The 16,385-nt window shown below is 68.3% G+C and carries 17 protein-coding genes and 1 pseudogene; 5 read left to right on the forward strand and 13 right to left on the reverse strand.

Features of this window, described 5'->3' with window-relative positions; all coding sequences use genetic code 11:
• Complete coding sequence (locus tag ACFWPQ_RS22295; RefSeq protein WP_384037297.1) at positions 1-333, reverse strand: hypothetical protein; 333 nt, start codon at positions 331-333, stop codon at positions 1-3.
• 333 nt (positions 334-666) lie between these two features.
• Here ACFWPQ_RS22295 and ACFWPQ_RS22300 point away from each other — a divergent pair, with 333 nt between their 5' ends.
• The gene (locus ACFWPQ_RS22300; RefSeq protein WP_384037300.1) at positions 667-1,434 is read left to right on the forward strand and encodes a GntR family transcriptional regulator; all 768 of its coding nucleotides are present in this window, start codon (positions 667-669) and stop codon (positions 1,432-1,434) included.
• A 462-nt stretch (positions 1,435-1,896) separates the two neighbouring features.
• Here the strand turns inward: ACFWPQ_RS22300 and phoU are convergent, their stop codons facing one another.
• From phoU to ACFWPQ_RS22320, 4 genes are all read right to left on the reverse strand, one after another.
• Positions 1,897-2,571: a phosphate signaling complex protein PhoU gene (gene phoU, locus ACFWPQ_RS22305; RefSeq protein ID WP_384037303.1), complete on the reverse strand. Its 675-nt coding sequence runs from the start codon at positions 2,569-2,571 to the stop codon at positions 1,897-1,899.
• Positions 2,572-3,625: 1,054 nt separating this feature from the next.
• Entirely contained in the window at positions 3,626-3,991 is a 366-nt protein-coding gene (locus ACFWPQ_RS22310; RefSeq protein WP_384037305.1) for an SH3 domain-containing protein, read from the reverse strand.
• 199 nt (positions 3,992-4,190) lie between these two features.
• Positions 4,191-4,400 carry a DUF397 domain-containing protein gene (locus ACFWPQ_RS22315; protein WP_384037308.1) on the reverse strand — a complete coding sequence of 70 codons (210 nt, stop codon included), beginning with the start codon at positions 4,398-4,400 and terminating at the stop codon, positions 4,191-4,193.
• Positions 4,397-5,224, reverse strand: coding sequence for a Scr1 family TA system antitoxin-like transcriptional regulator (locus tag ACFWPQ_RS22320; protein ID WP_384037310.1), 828 nt, complete (start codon positions 5,222-5,224; stop codon positions 4,397-4,399). The genes ACFWPQ_RS22315 and ACFWPQ_RS22320 overlap by 4 nt, the downstream gene beginning before the upstream one ends.
• 108 nt (positions 5,225-5,332) lie before the next feature.
• Between ACFWPQ_RS22320 and ACFWPQ_RS22325 the strand changes: the two genes are divergently transcribed.
• The 3 genes from ACFWPQ_RS22325 to ACFWPQ_RS22335 all read left to right on the forward strand — a co-directional run bounded on the left by ACFWPQ_RS22325 (position 5,333) and on the right by ACFWPQ_RS22335 (position 8,130).
• On the forward strand, positions 5,333-5,587 hold the full coding sequence (locus ACFWPQ_RS22325; protein ID WP_384037313.1) for a hypothetical protein: 255 nt from the start codon (positions 5,333-5,335) through the stop codon (positions 5,585-5,587).
• 515 nt (positions 5,588-6,102) lie between these two features.
• Complete coding sequence (locus tag ACFWPQ_RS22330) at positions 6,103-6,966, forward strand: radical SAM protein (RefSeq protein ID WP_384037316.1); 864 nt, start codon at positions 6,103-6,105, stop codon at positions 6,964-6,966.
• Between the two features lie 18 nt (positions 6,967-6,984).
• Positions 6,985-8,130 (forward strand): methyltransferase domain-containing protein, encoded by a 1,146-nt coding sequence (locus ACFWPQ_RS22335; RefSeq protein WP_384037318.1) that lies wholly within the window; start codon positions 6,985-6,987, stop codon positions 8,128-8,130.
• A gap of 111 nt (positions 8,131-8,241) precedes the next feature.
• Here the strand turns inward: ACFWPQ_RS22335 and ACFWPQ_RS22340 are convergent, their stop codons facing one another.
• Both ACFWPQ_RS22340 and ACFWPQ_RS22345 read right to left on the reverse strand, forming a co-directional pair.
• Positions 8,242-8,508 carry a GntR family transcriptional regulator gene (locus ACFWPQ_RS22340; protein WP_384037321.1) on the reverse strand — a complete coding sequence of 89 codons (267 nt, stop codon included), beginning with the start codon at positions 8,506-8,508 and terminating at the stop codon, positions 8,242-8,244.
• Positions 8,509-9,354: 846 nt separating this feature from the next.
• Positions 9,355-10,179: pseudogene (locus tag ACFWPQ_RS22345) on the reverse strand (low temperature requirement protein A); the annotation flags it as partial.
• A gap of 107 nt (positions 10,180-10,286) precedes the next feature.
• Between ACFWPQ_RS22345 and ACFWPQ_RS22350 the strand changes: the two are divergent.
• Positions 10,287-10,469: a hypothetical protein gene (locus tag ACFWPQ_RS22350; protein WP_384037324.1), complete on the forward strand. Its 183-nt coding sequence runs from the start codon at positions 10,287-10,289 to the stop codon at positions 10,467-10,469.
• Positions 10,470-10,497: 28 nt separating this feature from the next.
• Here the strand turns inward: ACFWPQ_RS22350 and mscL are convergent, their stop codons facing one another.
• The 6 genes from mscL to ACFWPQ_RS22380 form a co-directional block, all read right to left on the reverse strand.
• Positions 10,498-10,974 (reverse strand): large conductance mechanosensitive channel protein MscL, encoded by a 477-nt coding sequence (gene mscL / locus ACFWPQ_RS22355; protein ID WP_384037327.1) that lies wholly within the window; start codon positions 10,972-10,974, stop codon positions 10,498-10,500.
• Between the two features lie 138 nt (positions 10,975-11,112).
• Positions 11,113-11,691: a hypothetical protein gene (locus ACFWPQ_RS22360; protein ID WP_384037330.1), complete on the reverse strand. Its 579-nt coding sequence runs from the start codon at positions 11,689-11,691 to the stop codon at positions 11,113-11,115.
• Between the two features lie 226 nt (positions 11,692-11,917).
• Positions 11,918-12,751, reverse strand: a complete 834-nt coding sequence (locus ACFWPQ_RS22365; RefSeq protein WP_384037440.1) for an S-methyl-5'-thioadenosine phosphorylase — start codon at positions 12,749-12,751, stop codon at positions 11,918-11,920.
• 112 nt (positions 12,752-12,863) lie between these two features.
• Complete coding sequence (locus ACFWPQ_RS22370) at positions 12,864-13,196, reverse strand: FmdB family zinc ribbon protein (protein ID WP_384037333.1); 333 nt, start codon at positions 13,194-13,196, stop codon at positions 12,864-12,866.
• Positions 13,197-13,263: 67 nt separating this feature from the next.
• A complete protein-coding gene (locus ACFWPQ_RS22375) occupies positions 13,264-14,556 on the reverse strand; it encodes an MFS transporter (protein ID WP_384037337.1) in 1,293 nt (430 codons plus the stop codon).
• 267 nt (positions 14,557-14,823) lie between these two features.
• Positions 14,824-16,329: a potassium/proton antiporter gene (locus tag ACFWPQ_RS22380; protein WP_384037444.1), complete on the reverse strand. Its 1,506-nt coding sequence runs from the start codon at positions 16,327-16,329 to the stop codon at positions 14,824-14,826.
• Positions 16,330-16,385 lie beyond the last annotated feature (56 nt).

Below are 16,385 nucleotides of genomic sequence, written 5' to 3' on the forward strand. Positions count from 1 at the left end.
TCAGGCATCACCCGACTTGCCGCGCCCGCCGGCGCTCTGACCGCCACCCGCCGAAGGGGCGCCGGACGTCGAGGCCACAGGCATGATGCCGTCCGCGCGGTAGGACGTACCGGTACGGCCCTCCACCGCCCAGTCATTAGCCCACAGGTTCTCGATCCTGACTTCGGAGCCTTCCGTGATGCCCTGCGGCTGGTCGGAGGTGACCACCTCAATCACGTCGGCACGGCGCCCTTCCGCCTGCCGTACCGACAGACCCGTGATCCATTGCGCGTTGCCGTCACGGTCCTGACGCACCCGTCCGTCCGGACCGGTACGCAGCTCGGGCGGGACCACGCAGCGGATGGACCCCAGTCGGCCGACGTCTACAGGCTTGTTCTGCACAGGACTTCACCTCACCTCACAGTCAGCAACTCATCCACTCATTCGAATGAGTTGGGGGATCATCGTGACCCGCTATACGCGGAGGGGTCAACCACTTATTCTCATGAGTGGATGACTGCCTTTGACTGCCTACATTGCAACCCACTGACAACTATCACGGCCCACTGACAACCGACCCGGCACGACCGACCCGCCCCCCTGATACCCCCGATGACCTGCCCATCCCTCAGAGAGAGACGCCACCAGCTCATGTCAGCACGCGAGCACATCCAGCGCCGTCCGACCATGGCCACCCAGGTTGCTGAAAAGGTCGCCGCCGACATCAAACGGGGCCGGTACCAGGTTGGCGAGACTCTCCCGTCGGAAGCACAGATGGAACAGATGTACGGGGTCGGCAAGGCCACCATCCGCACGGCCATGGGCGAGCTGAAGCGCATGGGACTGATCGAGACCCGTCAGGGCAAAGGCTCCATGGTCATCAGCACCGGGGGCACCGTCCCGCCCGTCACCATCCCCCGCGCCATCCAGCAACGCGGCAAGGGCAGTTGGTTCCTGCCGGAGATGACGGAGGCCGAAGCGCCGGCCATCAGCCGCACGAGCCTTGACGGACCGCCCGCCGTCCATCTCGGCCAGCAGGACCAGGACGCCATCAGTGTAGACCGCATGGTGTACGACCCGAAGACGGGAACGCGGATGGCGCACCGCACCTTCATCCCCCTGTCCACCGCCGCCGAGGCGCCTAGCCTTGCCGAGGCCCCGGAAGTGCCCACGAGCGAGATCTACGAGCAGCTCACCCAGGCCGGGTTCTCTCTCTCGTTCACCGAGCACGTCACCGCGCGCGCTCCGTTCCCCGACGAGCGGATGTCACTCGGTCTGGACGAGGCCTCCCCGCTTCTGATCACCTACCGCATTACCGCCGACGCCGAGCAGGAGCGCCCGCTGTTGTGCGAGGAGCTTCGGGCGCCCGCCGCCACGTGCCAGCTCACGTTCTCTCTGACGCCGACCAAGGCACCCGCCAAGCGCACCCCGCGCCGACGTTCCGCATCGGAGTAACTTCTCTCTACTTGCTCAAGGGCGCGCCTCCGGCGCGCCGGGCGGCCCATGCCGCCCCGGCCGGGCATGCGGCCTGCGGCCGGTCCCGTCCGGTCGGCAACCGCCCGACACCCAGGAGCCGACCCCCGGGCACCAGAGAAGCCTCCGCGGATTTCATCGCGGGGGCTCTGTCATTGCAGTCCGGCACCGAGAACGCAGCCGCTGTTCCGGCCCGCCCGGCATACCGCACCCGAGACGCATGTCAGCGTCCGGGTGTGACTTCCACCGACAGCCGGCCAGCCCTCGCGGTATGAGCATGCGACGGCGCGCCGATCATCGGGAGCGGGCGTATCCAGCTGGAGCGGGCGTAGCCTAGAGACGCAGAGGTCACAGGAACAGTGATGTGGTCCGGGCCTCTGCCGGTGAGCCCGGCCAGCCGCGACCCGGCCGGGTTTACCTGCGTCGCGAGCGCCCCGGGATCGGTCAGGCGATCGTGGGCGGTTCGGTGAGTAGGTCGTCCGCCTGCTCACCGGTGACGAGGAAGACCACGCGTCGGGCTACCGCCACAGCGTGATCGCCGAAGCGTTCGTAGTAGCGGCCTATGAGCGTGGTATCCACGGCCGTCTCGACCCCGTGGTGCCATCGGTCGTCCATGAGGTGCTGGAAGAGCGCGCGGTGTAGTTCGTCCATGCGGTCGTCGTCCCGCTCCATCTGAAGTGCCGCGTCGACGTCGCGTGTGAGGAGTACCTCGGCGGTCTGGGCCATCAGACGCTGCGCGAGCTGGCCCATTTCCAGGATCGTGCGGCGCAAGTCCCGTGGAATCGCCCGTTCGGGATAGCGCAGCCGCGCCAGCTTGGCTACGTGCTGGGCGAGATCTCCCGACCGTTCGAGATCAGCACTCATACGCAGTGACGTGACCACGATCCGTAGGTCCGTGGCGACCGGCTGTTGCCGTGCCAACAGCGTGATCGCGCGGTCCTCCAAGTCGCGCTGTAGATCATCGACCTCCGCATCACCTGAGATCACGTTCTCGGCGACTTGTAGATCGGCATCGAGGAGTGCGGTGGTGGCACGGCCGATGGCCGAGCCGACGAGGTTCGCCATCTCTATGAGCCCGTCGGTGATCGAATCCAGTTCATCGTGGTACTGCTCACGCATCGCGCGCCTCCGGCGTAGTCACCTTTTCCCCAGCCTCTGCCGTCTGTCAGATTTGCACACCTTATGTACGGGCCGGTGGCCACTCACCCTCTGGCCGTCGCCAGCGCTCCGCACCGAGGACTACCAGGCCGTGACGATCGAACCCGAGGCCGGTGGTACCAGGGGCGCTATAGCGCACCCCTGGACCCCGCCCACGCGTGACAACCTCACGCGCGAATGCGGGTTTCGTCGTGGCCAAGATCCGTGCGCGCGTGAGGTCATCACGCACGCGACCAGCAACTTTCCCACCGTAGGGGTTGCCACACGCCCGAGCCGCCGTCAGCCGGCCATCCGAACAGACCCGCCCCGACCCGTCTACTTCCGGCAGGAGTTCGCGTGCCGACGAGCCGCAGCAGCAGAGGACCCGACGCCAGTAATCCTGATCGGCCGAGGGCAGCCGTCGCAGTGGATGAACTCACCGTCATGCTGACGCACGATCCGCACTTTCGAACCGGCTCGGGTCTGCCATCCCTTGCCTGCCAAAGTCCTTCCTCCTGTCTCCGTGTTTTGCGCTCCAGCGTCGCTCCGGGGCACCGACCGCATAAAGGCTGCGATCAGCCGAACCCCCTCAGGGCTGAACCACACCACGGGCGCCCCGTTCGCACCCGCGTGCGGCACAGCCCGCACAACCCGTACGTCAAGGCCTACAGCCTCAGCCGCAGTCAGCAGCTCTTGAACCGCAACGTTCGCTTCCCGCCAAGCGGACACGTAGTCAATTCCCCGAGTGAACACGGCTTCGTCGGCACTACCGTCACCCCCGACGCCCGAGGACGTACTCTCCGTCATCGCACAATTCACCCTCGCACTCGTTGGTTAGCGCGACCGGCCCCCGCCCCGTTCGAACGCATGTGCAGTTCCAGGAACAGACCATGCAGTTTACTTGTGCCCCCTGTGTTTACAAGGGGCTACAGAGTGTGCACGTGGGTGTGTCGCAGGCATGTGACAAAAGAAGCGGAAGGGTGACCTCCCCCGCCGGAGCGAAGAAGGCCACCCAAGTCAACTACTGAACAGTGAGTCAGTAGAGGTACATCTCCGTGACCCAGCCCACGTACCCCGCCGGCAGGCCCCCAGCCGAGCGCCGCGTGAGCTTCACGTGGTCCCATCGCTGCCCCTTGCCGTCGCGCGCGGAGCCGGTGACCTTGACCCGGTCTCCCTTGTAAATCAGGCCCAGAATGGTCCTGTTGATACCCGGCCCCCTGCGGACCCGGAGGCCGTTCACGGTCGGCGTCTTCGTCGTCGTTGACGCGTACGTACGGACCAGGGGCGACCCGCCGCCGGGGTCCGGCGGGATCATCGCCGAGGCCACCGACGAGCCCACCAGGCCGAAGCCCACCGTCAGAGCGCCCGCCATGGCCAGCGACCGCAGAGCCCTGCTCTTCATGATTAACTCCATCTTTGCCATACCGCACGGTTGGTTGGTTTCATTCAGTCACTCATTCGAATGAGTGACCAGGATTCGGTACCCGCGCCGAATGGTCAACCTCTTATTCGAATGAGTGCGAGCCTGCGCCGGCCGCTACGCAAAACGCTCGGCCGGGAAGTCCCAGCCGAGCGCGATAGCGGTAGACGGTTCGACCGGTTCAGACCCCGTCGAACCTCCCAGCCTTGACGCTCGTCACGAAGGAAGAGAACGCTGCGGCAGGGAACTCAAGCACTTGCCCTGTGGGGATCTTGGAGTCACGGACGGGAACCACGCCGCGAGAGGCGACGAGGTTTGCGGCGACCTCAACACATGCGCCGCCGTTGTCGCTGTACGAGGACGTAACCCAACGCGGGGATTCGGTCGTCACGGGGTGCCCCTTCGAAGATCGTCGATCATGGCCACGGAATCCGCCTGCGACGGTGCCTCAGCCTGTAATTGATGGTAGGCCGTCAGCATGGGCAGGACGAACGAGCTTTCGCGCTCCAGGTGACCGCGCTGCGCAGACTCGGCGTACGACATGAGAGAGCGGTCCGGCATCGTGAGGATATAGACAGGCAGATTGAACGGCCTACGCGCGCCCATGGCGAACGGGGCAACCTGTAGATGCGTGTGTGGCAGGTCGGCGAACTCCTGCAACCGCTCCAACTGCGCGCCCATGACGGCAGGTTCGCCGATCGGGCGACGAAGGCAGCTCTCATCAAGCACCGCGAAGATCAACGGCGGGGGTGTCCGGACCAACGCAGCTTGTCGCTCCGCAACGAGAGCCACGCGCTCTTCCGCCTGTTCGCCTGTGATGGCACCCCGCTTGACGGCACTCTGCGCAAGGGCCGCCGCATACTCCGGTGTCTGAAGAAGACCAGGCATGACGCCCACCTCGTACAGCCTGATCTCTGCTGCTTGCGCCTCCTGCTCGACGAACTGCGGGAAACCCTCCAGCAACCCCGCGTGCCGCATCGTGCGCCAGGCCCGCTCGAACGTGTCGCCCGTCCCTAACGCCTTGTCGGCACTTGTCGAGAAGGGAAGAGTTGAAAGTTTGCGGCCAGTTTCAACCGCCGAGATATGCGTACTGGAATATCCCATCTGCTCAGCCAAGGTCTCTTGCGTCCACCCGCGTGCCTCCCGTGAGCTGCGCAGACGTGCCCCGAACGCGGCTTGCGGTGAACTGTCTGGGTCTAACTCCCGGCGGTTCAACGGGTTCTGACCAACCTTTCGTCCCTGACTGACAAGTTGAATGGTTCCCGACTGTAAGCCACGCTGAGCCGCCCTGGTAGTGGAAGCACTACGGAGAGGAGCGGCCCCTTGTCTGACGAGAACAGCACTCCGAAGCAGCAGGAGCCCCCACGCCTCCCAGCTACCGGCACGCTCTTGGTAGACGCTCAGGATCGGGTCGGCGAGTTTCGCGGTGTGATGGGTTCCCGCTGGGCCCTGCGCCCCGTGCGCGGCGGAGTCGAGTGGGAGGTAGAGCCCGAAGAGGTACGGCCGGCCACCCCTGAACAGCGCTTGAGATACGCCACCGCCCGCAAGAACGCGCGAAGCCGGGGTGATGTGCTGTGACTGTCTCCGATTCTGGCTTACGGCTTGTTGACTTCACGCTGCGCCCCGATAGAGACCAAGACGCACCGCCGACCACGTACGCGCTCCGGTGTCTCACCCTCAACGACGACGACACCGAATGCGCCGCAACGTCAGAGGTGAACACAGACCCGGCCGAGCCTCAGAAGTGGGCGTTCGATCACCTTCGCCAGCACCCCGGACACACGAGCTTTGCCGAGATGATCGAGCGCCCTTGGGTGATGTGGCAGGGGATTGCAACGTAAAGACTCCTCTTCCCGCCCCGTTTCCCCCGTCGGGGCGGGAAGAGGGCACCACCGCTGCCGCGTCTCCGACGGTGGGCGATCCCCGGCCGCCGGGGACAACAGAGTGCGCGGCAGGGAGCCCGTGAAGACAGCCATGTCGTCACCCACTCCAACGGCCACGGTCAGGCTGCTTCGGTCCGATCCCGGTCACGGGCACAGCACCCCCTTGTGTCTCAGTGTCACGAAAGTAAACGGAGAAGGAAGGACCTGACGTTGACCTCACTCGCCGAACCGCCCGTAGCCACGGTCCCCGGAATCCAGTCCCTTGAACTGGAGATCACCGGGAAGTGCCAACTTCAGTGCACGCACTGTCTGTCGGAGTCCAGCCCGCAAGCCACGCACGGCACGATGAGCCCCGATGACTGGCGCGCAGTCATCACGGACGCAGCCGCACTCGGCATCCCAACCATTCAGCTGATCGGCGGGGAACCGACCGTTCACCCGAGCTGGCAGGAGTTCACGGATCTCGCGTTGTCGCTCGGTCAGCATGTGGAGGTGTACTCCAACCTGTTTCACGTCCGCGCCGAGTGGTGGGACGTGTTCGCCCGTGACGGCGTGACGCTCGGAACGAGCTACTACAGCGACGACCCCGACGAGCACGACAAGATCACGGGCCGCGCGGGCAGCTACACCCGCACCCGGTGCAACATCCGCGAGGCCGTCGTACGCGGGATTACCATCCGGGCCGGGATCGTGGACATCCTTCCGAACCAGCGCGTCGAGGAAGCCCGCGCGGAGCTGGAAACGATGGGCGTGACCAACATCAGCACGGACCGGGTACGCGCTGTAGGCCGTGCCATGCTGCCCGGCACGAAGCCGACTCTGCGTGAGATGTGCGGCCGGTGCACGCGAGGCCGGGCCGCCATCCTGCCGAACGGCGAGCTCGCCGGCTGTGTGCTCTCCCGCGACTTCCCGGCGGGCAACGTGCTCCATACTCCGCTCGCCGAGTTGCTCGCCGGGGAGGCATGGAGGGATCTTTCGGCACGGATCCCCGCTCCACGGGCCGCGTGCACTCCGGACGACTCGGGCGACTGCGACCCGGCCAACACCGAGGCGTGCAAGCCCGCGTATGACTGAACTGGAAGGCTCAGCATCATGAATTGGGAGAGCAAGGCAAGCACCCTTGCCAACCGGGTCACCGATCCGGACTCAAGATGGCTGGCCCCCGTAGCGCGAGTGCCACGTCATGAACTGATCCCCAAGTGGTGGGAGCTGGACGGTTCGGAGCAGTGGGTGTTGCGCGACGGCCCTAGCGACCCGGAAGCATGGGCAAAGGCCGCCTACGCAGACCGGTCACTGATCACCCGAGTGGGCACACTGCACGCCGACCACGCCGAAGCCGGGGACCACCCCGAAGGGGTGCCGACATCGTCAGCGACGCTGCCCAGCCTGATCGTGCGAATGCTCCGGCACGGGCGACTAGGGACCGGACTGCCCATTCTGGACCTAGGCACAGGAGCCGGCGGACTCACCGCGTACGCCTGTCACAGACTCGGGGACGCACACGTGACGAGCGTGGACGTAGACCCGTATCTGGTGAGCGCGGCGGGGGAACGGCTCGCGTCCATGGGCTACCACCCGAAGATGGTGACCGCGGATGCGACCGAACACGTACCGGGCAGCTATGACCGCATCGTGTCCACCGTCGCACTCGCCCCCGGACCAGGTCTCCGACCGATACTCGAAGCCCTTGCCACCGGCGGACGGATCGCAACCACTCTCGCGCGTACATCCCTGATCGTCACCGGCTGGAAGCACGCCAGCGGAGACGTAGTAGGCGTGATCGAACGGGATATGGCGGGTTTCATGCTCACCCGGTCCGGCGACAACTACCCACCCCCTCTCGTCGAGCTGTTCGCTCTCGCCAAGGAGGCAGAGGGGGAGTCCAGGACCACCGGCCGTTACCCAGTGCTGGACGTAGCCAACGCGTGGGAAATCCGTTCCATGCTGGAGGTCATGGCGCCGGGGGTAGAAGTCGGCTACGCGACCAGCGGACGCGAGCGCACAGCGGTCCTGGTCCACCCGGACGGTTCGTGGGCGAGGGCTTCCGCCGAGTGGATCAACCCGCCGGAAGTCCACCAGAGCGGCCCCCGAAAGCTCTGGGAAGTGCTGGAACGCATCCGCAACCGGCTCAATGCGGAAGGGGCGTTGCCGTTGCTCGGCGCCCAAGTACGGATCACGCCCGACGGGGCATGCCATCTGTCCCGAGGGCAGTGGGACGCATCCATGGGCGTGCAGTAACCCAAGTGCGCTGGACGTTCCTACCCCGCCCGTTCAGTGCGCTTACCGGTGATGCCCCACCATCGCAGCGCCCCGCCTGTGCGCTCCCCCCAGTGCACGGGCGGGGCGCCCCTAGTCACGCTGGTTCTCGTTCTGGCCCAGGTGACCGCCGGCTACGAACGAGCCTTTCCCCCAACGAGTCTCGATCAGCCCCCGCTCCCTCAGGATGCGCACCGCCCGCCGGGCAGTCTCCCGTGCCACGCCGTGACGTTCGCACAACTCTGCCTCAGACGGAATCGACTCACCCGGCGCCTTCCCTTTGATCTCTTGAAGGAGAGCATCCAGCACTTCCATGTAGGGAGCGCGTGGGGCGTGCGGACTCTCGGGATGCTCGGGCATGCGGCAGAGCGTAGACAACAGGTCATTCCCAAGCGACTTAGACGGGTAGACGAGTTAGACAGGTAGACGAGTTAGACGTGTTGGCTTAGCGTGATCCCCGAACAACAGAAGCGCCCCGAGAGACCGATTAGGCCCGGTCCGCTCGGGGCTAGCCGAGACAGCTAGTAGGAGCTGACCGACTTATGCGCGATCGTATCGCCCGTGCCCTTATCTGGGTGCTCGCAGTCTTAGCCCCCCAGCGCCCCGGACGTCACAGCGTGGAGTACCTCACTGCGCAGGCTGTCGAGGGAGAGACCACCCGCGTCTCCGCCTGGAAGACGCCATGGCGTGGTCTGTCCTCCCAGGAGGCCCAAGCGGTCTTCCGGGACGATCGGATGCAAGCGTTGCCGCCCCTTCAGCGTGAGCGCTCGTATGCTGCGGCATTCGCAAGCCTGGGAGTCGACTACGACTTTCCCACCATGGATCTCGGCAGCGTCATAGCCCGGGAGAAGGTCGCGTGACCGCCGAACGATACATAGAGGCACTGCGCGCCGCCCAGCCCGTCCCGGCGCCATCTGGCGCAGTGTGCTGCCGATGCAAGCGGTGGACCTACGCTCCCCTCCCCGTCCGGTACATCCCGCGCCCCACTGGCGCAGGAGTGACCCTCTACGCCTGCCCGGACCATGCCGTCGAGTTCGCGCCGTCCGCTCCCCCTGGTGAACTGGGCTAGGCCGCCAGGGGGAGCGGACGGCGTGCCCCTCATGGCCCGCGCACAACGGCCCCCGCACCCCCGCTGAGCAGCCAACTCACCAGCCCTGCCCCCTAGTTGGGGGTGGGGCTGTTGTAGTATCCTTTGAGTTGGTTCCCGACCACGAAGTAGATCCACCAGGCCGAGAAGACGATCAGCAGGCCGCCCGCCGCGATCGGCAGCAGCTCGCTCAGCGCGTCGTGCTCGGCCACGGCCGACTTCACGGCGGCCGTCGCCGCCGCGATCGTCTCGCCGAGCACGATGATCGTGAACAGCCCGTACCGCTCGGCGATGTGGTGCGGGTGCCAGGAGGTCGTGTAGGCCTTCTCCGCGTACAGCGGCACGCACATCTCGGCGATCGCCATCACCAGGAACACCCAGGCACGCGCGTGCACCGGCAGTACCACCAGCCCGAGCCAGCCGACCATGCACAGCAGCACCCCGCCCGCGTACCGGAGCGCCATGGTCTGCTCCGCGCCGTGGGCCCAGCGCGCGGCTCTCAGCCACTGCGCGGCCATCGCCAGCCGCATGATCACGTAGCCCAGCCAGACCACCAGGTAGTCGTGTTCGGTGAAGGCCTGCGAGATGCCGGCCGCCAGCACCAGGACACCGGCGATCTGGACCAGGGTGACGACCCGGTAGAGCACGTCGTCGTTGTCGTACGCCGAGGAGAACCAGGTGAAGTTCATCCACGCCCACCAGATGGCGAAGAACTGCATCGCGTAGTTCAGGACGCCCTCGCCCGCGTGCCCCGCCGCGACGGCGTGCACCAGCTCCACGCCCGCCTGCGCGATGGCCACCACGAAACACAGGTCGAAGAAGAGCTCGAGCGGTGTGGCCACCCGGTGGGCCTCGTCGCGCCCGCGCGCGGTGAGCCGGCGCAGGGGTCGCAGGGGCTTGGGTGGGTGCTGGGAGGCGGGAGCCGGGGGAGAACTCGACGTCATGCGTCCAGCAGAGCAGAAAAGGCCACGTCCAGCACAGTAGAAGAGGCCACCGAAAGTTCGCGAACGTACCTGCAGGGGGGCGGGCGGCAGGGCCGTACCCTTGGGCTATGAGTACCGCCCCCGAGCCCGCGCCGGCGCCGCGCGATCCGAAGCCCGCGCTGATCTTCGACGACCCGCTGGACCGGCAGTCGGCGGACGACACGGACCGCGGCTGGGGCGACCGCCCGGAGGGCGACTCGGCGGCCGACCTCAGGCGCTTCCTCGACGAGAAGCCGCCCCACCACCTCTGAGCCGCCCGCGCGGCCGCCCGGAGCGCCGCTAGCGCTGGTTGTGGCCGTTTCCGCGCTGCGCGACCAGGGCGTCGCGGATCTCCTTCAGCACCTCCAGCTCGGTCACCTCGATCACCTCGTGCGTGCCCTCCTTCGCCTTCCTGCGGGCCTCCACGCGGGACAGGTACTTCGCCATCGGCAGGACCATCAGGAAGTACACGACGACGGCGGTGATCACGAAGGAGAGCGTGGCACCCAGGACCGAGCCCCACATGATCTGGACGCCACTCGTGACCGTGCCGTCCGCGGCCGTCTTGCAGGGTTCCTTCAGACAGGTGCTGTAGCTGTCCAGGTTCTTCGTGCCGATCGCGCCGACCAGCGGGTTGATCAGCCCCTTCACCACCGAGTTGACGATGTTCGTGAAGGCGGCGCCGATGACCACCGCGACTGCCAGATCGACGACGTTTCCGCGCATCAGGAAGGCCTTGAAGCCCTGCCAGATGCCCGGTTCCTTCTTCGCGCTCACCTCGGGGACTCTCCTCACATGCGCAGGGTGTGGAACAAAGTGATCCGCAACCTACGTCACCGTGCGGCCATCGTGCCCAATCCGGTAGCTCGAATGAGCGACTTGACACAAAGCGTCCCGGAAATCGCCTCAGGTTGTTCAGCACAGGGTCACCGCCAGCCGTGCCGTGGCGCTCGCGCCGACCAGTCGGGCCGCGGTGTCGCGCGGTACCGCGAGCACGATCAGCGCCCCGCTCTCCGCGGCCGTGTCGGCCGGCTCCGGCAGCCTCGTCACGCGCACCCCGCGCGCGATCACCCGGGCCGCCCCGCCCGCCGCGGGATCCCCGGCGGCGATGACGTCCACCCGGTCACCGGGGCGCAGCAGCCGGACGGTGGCCGCGTCGGCGATCCGCACCGGCGCGGTCACCATGTCCACGGGCGGGGCGTGCCGTCGTACCGGCTGGGTGACGACCGGGTGTCCCCGGGGCCGCTCCGTGCGCAGGGGGTCCGTGGCGGCACCCGGTCCGGCCGCGACGAGCGCCGCCGCCGTGACCGCGAGGCCGGCCGCGAGGGCCCGCCCGCGGTGGCGCAGCAGCCGGTCCAGCTGATGGCGCCCGCCGCGTACCCGCACCGGTTCGAAGTGCGGGACCTCGCAGGTGGCGGGGGCGTCCGTGCCCAGCGGGCGCGGGAAGCGAAGGGGCGGAGGGACGGCAGGGTAGGGGGACGTGGGAACGGACACGGGGATCACCGCCTGCGACGAGGAATCGGCTTGCGAGACCACGATGAGGTCTCGCGCCGAAGCCCGTCGGAGCCGGTGGGCTACCCACAGGTTGTGGACAACCCGGCCACCCGAACGAGGAGTTCCGCCTCTGTCCGCCCCGGGGAAAGCCCCCGGGTCACGGCCGCGGCACGGCATGCGTCACGGCCGCGGCAGGGCATGCGTCACGGCCGCGGCACGGCGCGCGTCACGGCAGCTCGAACCCCGGGTCCATGCCGCCGAGCGCGTTCGTGCACAGGCAGTCCCGTGCCGTGTTCTCCGGCAGGGCCGCCACCGCGTCGAACAGCACGCCCCGCAGCCGGTCCACATTGGCCGCGAACACCTGCAGAACCTCGTCGTGCGAGACGCCCTCACCGGTCTCGGCGCCCGCGTCCAGGTCCGTGACCAGCGTCAACGACGTGTAGCAGAGCTCCAGTTCACGGGCGAGCGCCGCCTCGGGGTGGCCGGTCATGCCCACCACCGACCAGCCCTGCGCCTGGTGCCACAGCGATTCGGCGCGGGTCGAGAAGCGCGGCCCCTCGATCACCACCAGCGTGCCCCCGTCCACCGGCTCCCAGTCCCGGCCCCGGGCCGCCTTGAGCGCCGCCGCCCGTCCGGCGGGGCAGTAGGGGTCGGCCAGGGAGACGTGCACGACGTTCGGCACGGAGCCGTCGGGCAGCGGCAGCCCGTCGAAGTAGGACTGCGCCCGGGACTTCGTACGGTCCACCAGCTGGTCCGGTACGAGCAGCGTGCCCGGACCGTACTCGGGGCGCAGACCGCCCACCGCGCACGGGCCGAGCACCTGGCGCACGCCGACGGAGCGCAGCGCCCACAGGTTGGCCCGGTAGTTGATGCGGTGCGGCGGCAGATGGTGGCCGCGTCCGTGGCGGGGCAGGAAGGCGACCCGGCGGCCGGCGATCTCGCCGAGGAAGAGGGAGTCGCTGGGCGGCCCGTAGGGCGTCTCGACCTGGATCTCGGTCACGTCGTCGAGGAACGAGTAGAAGCCGGAACCGCCGATTACGCCGATCTCTGCGTTCACCATGCTCACCATGCGCAGCACACTAGCTGGCTGCCCGAGCGGGGCAGGAGCCGCGGTGCCCGGGAACGCCTCGGACCCCGCTGTCGTCCGACGGCGGGGTCCGAGGGGTGAGGTCTCAGGCGGCGGAGCTGCTGGCCGAGCCGGACGAGGAGGACGTCGAGGTCGAGGACGTCGAGGACGACGACTTCGACTCGGACGTCTTCGAGTCGGACGACGCGCTCGACGAGGCGGAGCCGGACGACTTCGACGCGGGGCTGCTGCTCGACGAGGAGCCGCGGCTGTCATTGCGGTAGAAGCCCGAGCCCTTGAAGACAATGCCGACCGCGGAGAACACCTTCTTCAGGCGGCCACCGCAGTTGGGGCACTCGGTCAGGGCGTCGTCGGTGAACTTCTGCACCGCCTCGAGGCCCTCGCCGCACTCGGTGCACTGGTACTGGTAGGTCGGCACTGTCTTCCTCCTGGCACTCTCACTCGATGAGTGCTAACGACGGTCCATAGTGACGTATTCCTGAGGATCAGTCCACCGTCACCGGCACGCGGTGACCGACGCCACGTGCGACGGTACGGTTCCGGGGCCGGGTGACCAGCCGTGAACGCAGTGCCAGAAGGGTCACCAGAGCCAGGACCGTGCCGGCCATCGGCACCAGGAACCCGGCGCCGCCCCACAGGCGGTCCTCCAGCTGTCCGGCGACCGTGACCGCGGCCGCCTGGCCGAGCGCCACCGCGCCGGTCAGCCAGGTGAACGCCTCGGTGCGGGCGCCGGCCGGGACCAGGGACTCGACCAGCGTGTAGCCGGTGATCAGGGCGGGTGCGATGCACATGCCGACCAGCAGGCCGAGCCCGGCCAGGACGAGCACCGAGTGGGACGTCCACAGGGCCGAGGCGGTCAGCGCGAGCGCCGCGTAGCCGACGAGCAGGCGCCGGTGCGGGGCGGCCTTCCAGGCGAGCGCGCCGCAGACGATGCCGGAGAGCATGTTCCCCGCGGCGAAGGTGCCGTACAGGACGCCGTTCAGGCCGGGCTCGCCGATCGACTCGGTGAAGGCCGCGAGGGAGACCTGCATGCCGCCGAAGACGGAGCCGATGCCCAGGAAGGCGACGACCAGCACGCGTACGCCCGGGACGCGGAGCGCGGAGGCGTGCCGCACGCGCGCGTGACCGGTGCCGGTCACCTGCGGCTGGGTGCTCTTCCGCGCGGCGAACAGCAGGCCGCCGGCCAGGGTGAGCGCGGCCTCCGTGACCAGGCCGGCGGCCGGGGCCACGGTGGTGCACAGGGCGGTCGCCAGCAGCGGGCCGAAGACGAAGGTGAGCTCGTCGGTGACGGACTCGAAGGCGGCCGCGGTGGACATCAGGGGGGAGTCCTGGAGCCTGGCGCCCCAGCGGGCGCGCACCATGGGGCCGATCTGCGGCACCGAGGCACCGGTCGGCACGGCTGCCGCGAACAGCGCCCACAGGGGCGCGTGCGCCAGCGCGAGCGCCGTCAGGGCGAGGCCCGACAGGGTGTGCACGAGGACGCCGGGGACCAGCACCGCCCGCTGCCCGTGGCGGTCGGCCAGGCGGCCGCTGTAGGGCGCGAACAGTGCCATGGAGACGCCGGTGACGGCCGCCGCGGCGCCTGCGGCGCCGTACGAGCCGGTGGTGTGCTGCACGAGCAGCACGATGGAGATGGTGAGCATGGCGAACGGCTGGCGCGCCGCGAAACCGGGGAGCAGGAACGTCCAGGCGCCGCGGGTGCGCAGCAGCTGTCCGTATCCCGGGCGGGGCGGCGCGGCCGGGTTCCGCGACGGCTCGGTGGTGACCGTGGATGCCACGGCCCGTGCCTTTCTGCCGCCTGGTAGCGCGCCCGTGCGGGGGCGCCGAGAGCTGTCCTCTTGCGCGGAACTGCGGTAGATACCGGCATCCACTGCGAGGAGCGTTCCGGCCGCCATACGGTCGCGCCAGCTCTGCGTCAGGCAGAGTTGGTTCGATCAGGTGCTTTCATCGTACAGGGGTGAAAGCCTGGTACGCCTGTGAAAACCAGCACCGTGAGGGTCGTTCACCTGCGATTACCTGAGGTGTGAACTATCTGAAACGTGTCTTTAACGCACGCCCGCCGTCCCGTTCGTGCCCAGCCAGCCCGCCAGCTTGCCCCCGTGGCCGACCGCGCGCAGCCGCCGTTCCGCGGCGTCCCGCACCGGGTCGGTGGCGACCACGAGGAGTTCGTCCCCGCGCCGCAGCACCGTCGCGGGCAACGGAACAAACGATTTTCCTTCGCGGACGACGAGGGTGACGGCGGCCCCGGCGGGCAGCCGCAGCTCGTTGATCTCCACGCCGTGCATCCGGGAGCCCTCGGGGATCGAGACGGACAGCAGGTGCCCGCGCAGCCGCTCCAGGGGTGCGGACTCGATGCCGAGGTCGGCGGCCTCCGGGCCCTCGCCGAGCCGCAGCTTGCGGGCCAGCCAGGGCAGCGTCGGCCCCTGGACGAGGGTGTAGACGACGACCAGGACGAAGACGATGTTGAAGATCCGGTGGCTGGTGTCCACGCCGTTCACCATGGGGATCGTGGCCAGGATGATGGGCACGGCGCCGCGCAGCCCGGCCCACGACATCAGGGTCTGCTCCGGCCAGGACACCCGGAACGGCGCCAGGCTGACGATCACGCTCACCGGCCGCGCCACCATGGTGAGCACCAGCCCGATGACCAGGGCGGGCACGATGTCGTCGCCGAGCTCGTGCGGGGTGACCAGCAGGCCGAGCAGGACGAACATGCCGATCTGGGCGATCCAGCCGAGCCCCTCGGCGAAACCTCGGGTGGCGGGCCAGTGCGGCAGCTTGGCGTTGCCGAGCACCATGGAGGCCAGGTAGACCGCGAGGAAGCCGCTGCCGTGCGCCAGTGCGCCGGCCGCGTACGCCGTGACCGCGATGGCCATCACGGCGATCGGGTAGAGGCCGGAGGCGGGCAGGGCGACGTGCCTGAGGCCCCAGGCGCCGAGCCAGCCGACCGCGAGGCCTATGCCCGCGCCGATGGCCAGCTCCATGGCTATCTCGCCCACCAGGACGTACCAGTGCTCCACCGGGCCGGCGGTGGACAGGGCGACGACCAGGATGACCACCGGGGCGTCGTTGAAGCCGGACTCCGCCTCCAGGGTCCCCGTCACCCGCGCGGGCAGCGGAATGCGCCGGAGCACCGAGAAGACCGCCGCCGCGTCCGTCGAGGACACCACCGCGCCGATGATGAGCGCCTGCCGCCACTCCAGCCCGACCAGGTAGTGCGCGCCCGCGGCGGTGACGCCGACGCTCACCCCGACCCCCACCAGGGCCAGCATGGAGGCGGAGGCCAGGACGGGTTCGACCTCCTTCCACTTCGTGCCGAGACCGCCCTCGGCCAGGATCACGACCAGGGCCGCGTATCCGATGACCTGGGTCAGTTCGGCGTTGTCGAAGTGGATGTCGCCGATGCCGTCCTGGCCCATGAGGACGCCGATCCCCAGGTACACGAGCAGGCTGGGGAGCCCGCTGCGCGAGGAGATCCGGACGGCCGCGACGGCGACCAGCAGGACCAGGGAGCAGACGAGCAGGAGCTGGTTGAGGTGGTGGACGGTCAGCGGCGGTTCCCTTCGTTGGCTCGCGCGCGGGCGGCGCGGAAGCTCACGTACACAGG

Origin of the sequence: Streptomyces sp. NPDC058464 (assembly GCF_042721035.1) — a bacterium.
Lineage (GTDB): Bacteria > Actinomycetota > Actinomycetes > Streptomycetales > Streptomycetaceae > Streptomyces.